The sequence below is a fragment of the Longimicrobium sp. genome, from assembly GCF_036280135.1.
In the GTDB taxonomy this organism is placed as follows: Bacteria; Gemmatimonadota; Gemmatimonadetes; order Longimicrobiales; family Longimicrobiaceae; genus Longimicrobium.
This window is the reverse complement of sequence record NZ_DASURI010000124.1, coordinates 1-2,730: the sequence shown is the minus strand read 5'-3', so window position 1 is coordinate 2,730 and position 2,730 is coordinate 1. Positions and strand designations below refer to the sequence as shown.

General features: G+C 72.9%; 1 protein-coding gene. It reads left to right on the top strand.

Features of this window, described 5'->3' with window-relative positions; genetic code table 11:
* Nucleotides 1-2,129 (top strand): ATP-binding protein (locus VFZ20_RS03925; RefSeq protein ID WP_329682523.1); only part of this gene is annotated, 2,129 nt, incomplete at its 5' end.
* Nucleotides 2,130-2,730 lie beyond the last annotated feature (601 nt).

Below are 2,730 nucleotides of genomic sequence, written 5' to 3'. Positions count from 1 at the left end.
CGCCCTCCCTGGCGGACGCCGTCCGCGAGACGGCGGCCGCCGCGCTCGCCCCCCATCGCATCCAGCTCCTCACGGCCGTCTTTCGCTCCGGCGCCGAGCTGCACGAGCTGGCCGGCCTGCGCGACGCGGACGTGCCCGTGGTGCTCCCCGCCCGCGAGGGCGACACGGCGCTGGAAGCGGCGTGGGCGGCGGGCGTACCCGTCTTTCGCTACGTCGTCCCCCTGGCGGACGGCGGCGAGCTCCCCGCCACCTTCTTTGCCCTGCGCGGCCCCGGCGGCGTGTTCGGCGCCCTGCTGGCGGACGAGGGGATGGCCTCGCAGCCGGCCGTGGAGGCCGCCGCGGACGCCGTGGCCGCGCTGGCGCCGGCCCTCTTTGCCCGGTGGGACGCCCACGCCTCCCGCGAGGCGCTGGAGGCCAGCGAGCGGCGGTGGGCCCTGTACGGCGGCATCTGCGACGCCCTGGCGGACCCCGTGCTGGTGACGGACGGCCGCAACCGCATCCTCCTGGAAAACCGCCGCGCCCGCTCGCTCTTCCAGGCCGTCCCGGGCGACCCGGACGAGCGGCGGCACCGGGTGGAGGTGAACAACTACCTCTTCACGGCCTTCCTGGCCCGTCCGCGCCCCGCGGAGACGGACACGCGCGAGCTCACGCTCATCGACCCGGAGTCCGGGGCCGAGCTGCTCTTCGAGGCCGTGCCCGCGCCCCTGCCGGCGGGCGCGTCCATTCCCACGGACGCCATCGTCTCGCTGCTGCGCGACGTGACGGAGCTGCGCCGCGCGTCGCACCAGCTGGGGCACCAGGTGCGCCGGGTGCAGCTGGCCGAGTCGCGCGCCCGGGCGGAGCGCGACCAGCTGAACCTGATTCTGGCCAACGTGGGCGCGCCCATCATCGTCACGGACCCGCGCGGGGCCGTGATGCTGATGAACCGCGAGGCGCAGCGCCTGCTTCGCCCCGGCGGCCCGCCCGGTGAGGAGCCCAGCCCCGTGGCCGTGGACAACGCGGACCGCTTTTTCGCGGCGCTGGAGGCGTTCGGCGCGGCGGGGCAGCCGGCGCAGGTGATGCGCGTGCCCTTGCGCGACCCGGACTCCGGGGAGGAGCTGCCGGCGGAGCTCACGAGCGGCATCCTGCGCGACGCGGACGGGGGCACGCTGGCCGTCGTCTCCATCCTGCACGACCTGCGGCAGGAGGTGGAGAACGCGCGCCTGGCGGCGGAGCTGGCGCGGGTGAACGAGGGGCTGGAGCACTCCGTCCGCGAGGCCACGGCCGAGCTGCAGGAGCAGAACCGGCAGCTGGCCTGGCAGGGCGAGGAGCTGCAGCGGGCGTACCGCCACAAGAGCGAGTTCCTGGCCAGCATGAGCCACGAGCTGCGCACGCCCATCAACGCCCTGCTGGGCTACACGGCCCTGCTGCGCGAGCGCATCTACGGCGACCTCACCCAGCGGCAGGACGAGGCGCTGCAGCGCATGCAGTCGTCCAGCGCGCACCTGCTGGAGCTGGTGAACGACATCCTGGACCTGGCGCGCATCGAGGCGGGGCGCATGCCCGTGCACCTGGAGGCCGTGCTGCTGGGGCCGCTGGTGGAATCCGTCGTGGACAGCGTGGAGCCGCTGGCCCGCGGCAAGGGCCTGGCGCTGGAGGTGGACGTGCCGGCGGAGCTGCCCGCGCTCATCACGGACCGCACGCGCGTCAAGCAGATCGTGCTCAACCTGCTGAGCAACGCCGTCAAGTTCACCCGCGAAGGCGCCGTTTCGCTCACGGCGCGGCCGCTGGAGGGCGGGGAGGGGGTGGAGGTGGCCGTGGCGGACACGGGGATCGGCATCGCGCCCGAGGCCCTGGCCGGCATCTTCGACGACTTTCGGCAGGTGGACCAGTCGTCCACGCGCGAGTTCGGCGGGACGGGGCTGGGGCTGTCCATTGTCCGCAAGCTGCTGGGGCTGCTGGGCGGGTCGATCCGCGTGGAGTCGGCGCCGGGCGTGGGGTCCACGTTCACGGTCACGCTGCCGTTCCGCAGCCCCGAGGTGATGGAGGGCGAGGAGTCCATCCGCCGGGCCATGCGCGGCTCTGCGTCGGTGGTGCGCGACGGCCGCGAGCAGGTGCTGCCGCCGGCGGAGCCCATGCGGGGGGCTTGACGGCAGGGAATAGGGAACAGGGAATAGGGAATAGCGGGAAGGGGCGGAACGGTGGGGGATAGGGTACAGGGAACAGCCGGCAACGGCGTTCCCGCGCAGCGAGAACCCGCGTCGCGTGTTCCGTCCCTGGCTGACTCCGAGAGGGGATTTGGGGAACCCACGCCTGTGTGCGTCATCCTGAGGGAGCGCCGCGTGTAACCTGAACGCGCGCAGGACTTTGGCGCGACCGAAGGATCTTGTGTGCGAGACTCGGAGTTGGACCTCGTGCACCAAGACCGCCCCCGAGCTTCGCGGGCAAGATCCTTCGTCGCCGCCATGGATCACGCACGGAGCAGGGCTGCGCGGCGGCTCCTCAGGATGACGCGTTCGGCCGATCCGAGTGATTGAAGACCGCAGGCGCCGTTCTTCCCCAGACTGACCTCGGGTGACGGTCGCAGAAGCGGCGACACGGGTTATTCCCCGTATCGTCCTCGGCAGGCGGCAAAACACCACTCGCGATGCGCGAATGGGGGATGCCGTTGCGATGTCCGAAAGGGAGGAGCGGCGCCCCCGGGCGGGGGCGCTTGAAAGCCGAGGATCGGATCAGGCGGCCTTGCGGGCG